This window comes from Streptomyces niphimycinicus (genome assembly GCF_018883605.1).
GTDB classification, from domain to species: Bacteria; Actinomycetota; Actinomycetes; order Streptomycetales; family Streptomycetaceae; genus Streptomyces; species Streptomyces niphimycinicus.
Genome location: NZ_JAHLEM010000622.1, coordinates 1 through 6,278, shown reverse-complemented (window position 1 = coordinate 6,278; position 6,278 = coordinate 1). Strand labels below are relative to the sequence as shown.

Here is a 6,278-nt window from a genome sequence, read left to right as displayed (position 1 = left end):
CGGGCCGAGCCGGGGCCGGAGACGGGGCGAGGGGCGGGAGATCGGGTGATCTCCCGCCCCTCGCGGAGGGCCGCGCCGAACGCCGTGTGCGGCGGCGTTCGTCGTTCGGCGTTCGTCGTTCGGCGCTCGTCGTTCAACGCTCGTCGTTCGGCGCTCGTCGTTCAACGCTCGTCGTTCAACGCTCGTCGTTCGGCGCTCGTCGTTCGGCGCTCGCCGTTCAGCGCTCGTTGTTCGGCGCTCGCCGTTCAGCGCTCGTCGTCCTTGCGGGCCTCGGCCTCGGCCTGCTTGGCCTGCACCTCGGGGTCGAGGGCGCTCTGGTCGCTGCCGTCCACCGCCGAAAGCCGCTCACGGTCGCCCACCTCGGTCGCCGCCGGGGGCTCGACCAGCCAGTCGGGGTTGGCCTGCTTGTCCCACCACTTCCACGCGGCGAAGACGACCGCGCCGACCAGTCCGATGAAGGCCGCACGCTTGGCGACACGGGCGGCCCGGGCCCGGCGGCGGTGCTTCCTGGCCAGCTTCTCGATCTCCGCGGCCGTCACATGGGTGCGCAGCGCCGCGATGGCCGCGGCCGTACGGACGGCGGCCTCCTCGCGCGCCGGTCCGGCGGCGGCGCGCACCCCGGCCATCGCCTGCTCCATCCGCGGACCGGTGTACTCGGCGGCGTGGCGGGCTGCCTTACGGGTGCGCTTGGCGGCCCGGGTGGCGGCCCGGTCCACCTTCGGCGGCAGGGTGCCGCGGGCCTGGTTGAGCCTGGGCTCGATATGGGCGTGGTACTGGGCACCGGCCGTGCACCGGGCCTGGTGCGCCGCGGTCGACACCTTCGGTGCCAGCCGTACGCGGGCCTCGTGCGCGTAGCGCGATGCGGTGTCCTTGGCCGTGCCGGCGTAGGGCGCCACCGCCTCCGCGGCGTGCAGGACGCTGCCCTTGGCTGTGCCGGTCGCGGCTCGCACGCTGTCAATGCGGGTCACGGGATCCTCCTCCTCGGTGGCGTGGTCAAGCTCCCGGGTTCAGAGTCGTGCGTTTTCGGCGCGCGCTCTATTTGCCCAGTTTCGTGTTTCCATCCCAAGAAAGATCATGCCTGTTTGTGGAGATCATGCCCGTTCGCAGCACAGCGAGCATGTGTGACCGGGCATCTGGGTCATAGGGAAGATTCTCGTTGAAACCACGCGGATCGGCGCGCCCGGAGCCGCCTCCGCGGCTACTCGTCGGCCTTGCGTCCGTGCGAGGATCAGGAGACGGAAGTGAAAACGATGGAAGGTTGATCGTGGCCGAGCAGCTTTACGCCACCCTGAAGACGAACAATGGCGACATCGTGGTCCGGCTGCTGCCGAACCACGCCCCCAAGACGGTCAAGAACTTTGTCGAACTGGCCGAAGGCACTCGCGAGTGGACCCACCCGGCCACTGGCAAGAAGGCCAAGGAGAAGCTCTACGACGGCACCGTTTTCCACCGGGTGATCAGCGGCTTCATGATCCAGGGCGGGGACCCGCTGGGCAACGGGACCGGCGGTCCCGGCTATGAGTTCGGTGACGAGTTCCACCCGGACCTGGCCTTCAACAAGCCGTACCTGCTGGCCATGGCCAACGCCGGCCCGGGCACCAACGGCTCGCAGTTCTTCGTCACGGTCTCCCCGACCGCGTGGCTGACCGGTAAGCACACCATCTTCGGCGAGGTCGCCGACGAGGCCAGCAAGAAGGTCGTCGACGCGATCGCGGGCACCGCGACCAACCCGCGCACCGACCGTCCGCTCCAGGACGTCGTCATCGAGTCGGTCGTCGTGGAGACCCGCGAGGGCTGAGCCCGTACGGGAACTTTCATGCCCCGCTTGTCCGTGTGAACAAGTGTCCGTGTGAACAAGCGGGGCGGGGGAACGCCCGATCAGAAGTGGACAAGGGGCGAGGGGACATCATGGAGGACCAGGCGGTCTGTTGCTATCGGCACCCCCAGCGGGAGACCGGCATTAGCTGCACCCGCTGTGAGCGCCCGATCTGCCCCGAGTGCATGATCAGCGCCTCTGTGGGGTTCCACTGCCCTGAGTGCGTGAGCGGGCGGATGTCCGCCGGGACCGGAGCCTCGGCCGCCGGTCCCCCGCCGCGTGCCGTCCAACCGCGCACCATGGCCGGCGGCACGATCACCTCGGACCCCCGGCTGATCACCAAGATCCTGATCGCCATCAACATCGCGGTGTGGCTCGCGGCGCTGTCCATGGGCGACCGGCTGGTGAACGATCTCGATCTGGTCGGACGGGCCTATGACCCCGGCGCGGCGCAGATCGTCGGAGTCGCCGAGGGCCAGTGGTGGCGGCTGGTCACCTCGATCTTCCTTCACCAACAGCTCATCCACATCGCCTTCAACATGCTCTCGCTGTGGTGGATCGGCGGGCCGCTGGAGGCCGCGCTCGGCCGCGCCCGCTTCATCGTGCTCTACACGCTGTCGGGGCTGGGCGGCAGCGCGCTGTCGTATCTCCTCGCCGCGCAGAACCAGCCGTCGCTGGGCGCCTCCGGCGCGATCTTCGGTCTGCTCGGCGCCACCGCCGTGCTGATGCGCCGGCTGAACTACGACATGCGGCCGGTCATCGCGCTGCTGGCGCTGAATCTGCTCTTCACCTTCACCTGGTCCGGAATCGCCTGGCAGGCCCATGTCGGCGGCCTGGTCGCGGGCACGGTGGTGGCGTACGGGATGGTGCACGCGCCCCGTGAGAAGCGGGCGCTGGTGCAGCGCGGGACCTGCGCCCTGGTGCTGCTCGCGATCATCGCGATGGTGTGGATCCGGACGATCCAGCTCACTGGCTGAGCGGGGCGGTCGGCCGGCATTCGGCGGGCCGCCGCGGACGTCTTCCCGCAGAGCCGTCCGCAGGGCCGTGGGCGGTTCCCGGCGATCTCCGGCGCGTTGGGCCGAGCCGGGCTCGGTCAGTTGTCCACAGCAAGTGGTGGATCATACGCAACCTGTGGAGAACCTGCGTACGACCCCCGACTGACCTGCGTTTTCGCAGGAAGGCGGGGGTGTGAACGATCGAACAGGCGCGCGTCGCCGGTCACACCGGCGTCAACACGGCAGAGGTTATCCACAGATCTTCTGAGTTTTCCCCGGCTGTGGATAACTCTGTGGACAACCTGGGGACCGGCGTGCGGACAGCCGGGTCACTTCCACTGGGTGGAAACGACGAACCCCGCGGCGATGAAGCCGAAGCCGACCACGATGTTCCAGTTGCCGAGCGATTCGACCGGCATGTCGCCCGTGGTCACGTAGAAGATGACGATCCACGCGAGCCCGATCAGGAACATGGCCAGCATCAGCGGTGCCACCCACCGGCGGCCGCTGTTCAAGTTGATGCTGGCTGCCTGCTTCGCCGGCGGCGGCGTGAAGTCGTCCTTCTTGCGGATCCGTGACTTCGGCACGAGGAACTCTCCTGTCGATGCGCTGCGTGACCGCGCGGGGATGTGTACGGACGGCGCCGGGGCGGGACAGCGACGGGGACCACGTCCCTCCCCCACACGTCCGTTAGCGTAGTCCTTCCGCGGCGTCGTAAGGAGTAAGGGTACGTTGAGCAATTCCGCTGACTCCCCCACCCCGGCGTCCCGCCGCCCCCGGTTCCGGCCCGTGCGACTGCTGACCGGCGCCGTTTTCGCGCTGGCCGGAGTGATCTTCTGGACCAGTTTCAACACAGCCCAGGGCACCAATATCCGCAGCGATGAATCGATGCTGCGGCTCTCCGATCTCATCCAGGAACGCAGCCGTAAGAACGGCACCCTGGGCGACAGCACCGGCAAAATACGCTCCGAGGTCGACGCCCTCGCCCGGCGGGACAACGGCAGCACCCAGGCCGAGCGCCGCAAGCTGGCCGAGTTGGAGAAGACCGCCGGCACCAGGAAGCTCTCCGGAGCCGGCCTTACGGTCACCCTCACCGACGCCCCGCCGAACGCCACCCCGCAGATCCCCGGCGTCCCCGATCCCCAGCCCAACGATCTCGTCATCCACCAGCAGGACCTTCAGGCCGTGGTCAACGCGCTGTGGCAGGGCGGCGCCAAGGGGATCAAGGTCATGGATCAGCGGCTGATCTCCACCAGCGCGGTGCGCTGCGTCGGCAACACTTTGATCCTTCAGGGCCAGGTCTACTCACCGCCCTACAAGGTCACCGCCGTGGGTGACCGGGGCAAGCTGAGCGCCGCCCTCACCGCCTCGCCGGCGATCCAGAACTACCGCAGCTATGTGGACGCGTACGGCCTCGGCTGGAAAGTCGACCAGCACGACAAGGTGACTCTTCCCGGCTACTCCGGCACAGTGGATCTGCACCAGGCACAGCCCATCGGATAGCGGCGGCGGACACCGGTACGCGGCACGGGTCAAGGACCCGGGCCGGCGGCACGGGTCCTGCGGGGCGGACAGTGGGGGCCGATGAGAACGCGGCTGATCGTCAGGACGCTCAGTGAGATCTGCGTCACCGTCGGAGCCCTGATCATCCTTTTGGTGGTCTACGTCCTGTACTGGACCTCGGTACGGGCCGACCGCGCCATGGACGGCGAGATCGACCACCTCCAGGACCGATGGGCCACCGGCACGGTCACCGCCGGGGCCGAGCCCTCGTCCGAGCCCCGCCGCTACGCCTCCGGCGACTCCTTCGCGATCATGTACATCCCGCGCTTCGGCGCCGACTGGGCCAAGCCCGTCCTCGAGGGCACCGCGACCGGCACCCTGAAGAAGGGGCTCGGCCACTACTCCCGCACCGCCCGCCTCGGCGCCCTCGGAAACTTCGCCGTCGCCGGGCACCGCCGCACCTACGGCGACCCCTTCAAGGACTTCCCCGCGCTGCGCCCCGGTGACGCGGTGGTGCTGACCGACGGCACCACCTGGTTCACCTACCGCGTCGACCGGCGGCCCTACCGCACCCTGCCGACCGACACCGGGGTGATCGATCCGGTGCCGCGCGCGTCCGGTTTCCGGCGCCCCGGGCGCTACCTCACGCTGACGACCTGTGAGCCGGAGTGGGGCCACAGCCACCGCCTGATCACCTGGGCGCACCTCGACGCGACCCAATCGGTTGCCCAAGGCAAGCCCAAGGCTTTGTAGAGCTGACCCCCCTGCCCCACCCCTCGCCCCTTACTCTGGTGCTGCACTCCGGTGCTGCAATCGACTTCGTCATCGGTGAGTAGGGATGGCATGTACGGCTGGATCTGGCGGCATCTGCCGGGTAACGCATGGATGCGGGCGCTGATTTCGCTCGTGCTGGTGCTGGCGATCGTCTTCGTGCTCTTCCAGTACGTCTTCCCCTGGGCGGAGCCCCTGCTGCCGTTCAATGACGTGACGGTCGACGAGGGAATGGCGGGTCCGCGATGAGCGCGCGCATCCTGGTCGTCGACAACTACGACAGCTTCGTCTTCAACCTCGTCCAGTACCTCTACCAGCTCGGCGCCGAGTGCGAGGTGGTGCGCAACGACGAGGTCTCCCTGGCCCACGCCCAGGACGGCTTCGACGGAGTCCTGCTGTCGCCCGGGCCCGGCACTCCGGAGGAGGCGGGGGTCTGCGTCGACATGGTGCGGCACTGCGCGAGCACCGGCGTACCGGTGTTCGGCGTCTGCCTGGGGATGCAGTCCATGGCCGTCGCCTACGGCGGCGTCGTCGGGCGGGCCCCGGAGCTGCTGCACGGCAAGACCTCGCTGGTGACTCATGAGGGCGCCGGCGTCTTCAGCGGACTGCCCACGCCCTTCACCGCCACCCGCTACCACTCGCTGGCCGTGGAACGGGGGACGGTGCCCCCGGAGTTGGAGATCACGGCCTGGACGGAGAGCGGCATCGCCATGGGGCTGCGCCACCGTGAACTGCGGGTCGAGGGCGTCCAGTTCCACCCCGAGTCGGTCCTCACCGAATGGGGCCATCTGATGCTCGCCAACTGGCTGGTGGAGTGCGGGGACACGGATGCCGTGGGGCGGTCCGCGGGGCTCGCCCCGGTGGTCGGGGCGGTCGGCGGTAAGGCCGGCGAGTGACCGGACCGCGCCCCGAGCGCGAGGGCGCCGGCCACGGCGCCCGGGAGCCCGCCCCGTACCCGCCGTACGGGTCTCATGAGCAGCACGCCGTCCATGACGCCCATGACGCCCATGACGCCCATGGCGGGCATGGGGGCCATGACTCCCATGGCGGGCATGCGGGCCCGGACGCGTTCGCGGCGGCCGTGGAGGGCCTTCGGGACCCTCTGGCCGACCCGCTGCCGGACCCCGCCCCGGCCGGGCCCACGGGGCGGGCCATGGGCACCGCGTCGCTCTCGGTACCGCCGCCCACCGGCC

At 69.4% G+C, this 6,278-nt stretch carries 8 protein-coding genes and 1 pseudogene; 7 read left to right on the top strand and 2 right to left on the bottom strand.

All coding sequences use genetic code 11. The annotated features are described in order from the left end of the window. Nucleotides 1–245: 245 nt before the first annotated feature. Nucleotides 246–968, bottom strand: a complete 723-nt coding sequence (locus tag KN815_RS38205; protein WP_216346410.1) for a DUF5324 family protein — start codon at nt 966–968, stop codon at nt 246–248. 296 nt (nt 969–1,264) lie between these two features. Between KN815_RS38205 and KN815_RS38200 the strand changes: the two genes are divergently transcribed. Then, on the top strand, nt 1,265–1,798 hold the full coding sequence (locus KN815_RS38200; protein ID WP_059143818.1) for a peptidylprolyl isomerase: 534 nt from the start codon (nt 1,265–1,267) through the stop codon (nt 1,796–1,798). Nucleotides 1,799–1,908: 110 nt separating this feature from the next. Next, a complete protein-coding gene (locus tag KN815_RS38195) occupies nt 1,909–2,793 on the top strand; it encodes a rhomboid family intramembrane serine protease (RefSeq protein WP_216346409.1) in 885 nt (294 codons plus the stop codon). 347 nt (nt 2,794–3,140) lie between these two features. On the opposite strand, the gene crgA is transcribed toward KN815_RS38195, so the two are convergent. Further along, nucleotides 3,141–3,398: a cell division protein CrgA gene (gene crgA / locus KN815_RS38190; protein ID WP_030827826.1), complete on the bottom strand. Its 258-nt coding sequence runs from the start codon at nt 3,396–3,398 to the stop codon at nt 3,141–3,143. Nucleotides 3,399–3,543: 145 nt separating this feature from the next. Here crgA and KN815_RS38185 point away from each other — a divergent pair, with 145 nt between their 5' ends. From KN815_RS38185 to KN815_RS38165, 5 genes and pseudogenes are all read left to right on the top strand, one after another. Next, nucleotides 3,544–4,314, top strand: a complete 771-nt coding sequence (locus KN815_RS38185; protein WP_216346408.1) for a DUF881 domain-containing protein — start codon at nt 3,544–3,546, stop codon at nt 4,312–4,314. Nucleotides 4,315–4,395: 81 nt separating this feature from the next. Then, nucleotides 4,396–5,067: a class E sortase gene (locus tag KN815_RS38180; protein WP_216346407.1), complete on the top strand. Its 672-nt coding sequence runs from the start codon at nt 4,396–4,398 to the stop codon at nt 5,065–5,067. Between the two features lie 90 nt (nt 5,068–5,157). Beyond that, nucleotides 5,158–5,334, top strand: a complete 177-nt coding sequence (locus KN815_RS38175; protein ID WP_086710638.1) for a hypothetical protein — start codon at nt 5,158–5,160, stop codon at nt 5,332–5,334. Next, on the top strand, nt 5,331–5,981 hold the full coding sequence (locus tag KN815_RS38170) for an aminodeoxychorismate/anthranilate synthase component II (RefSeq protein ID WP_216346406.1): 651 nt from the start codon (nt 5,331–5,333) through the stop codon (nt 5,979–5,981). The genes KN815_RS38175 and KN815_RS38170 overlap by 4 nt, the downstream gene beginning before the upstream one ends. Then, nucleotides 5,978–6,278, top strand: a pseudogene (locus tag KN815_RS38165) (class E sortase); the annotation flags it as partial. The gene KN815_RS38170 and the pseudogene KN815_RS38165, both read left to right, overlap by 4 nt.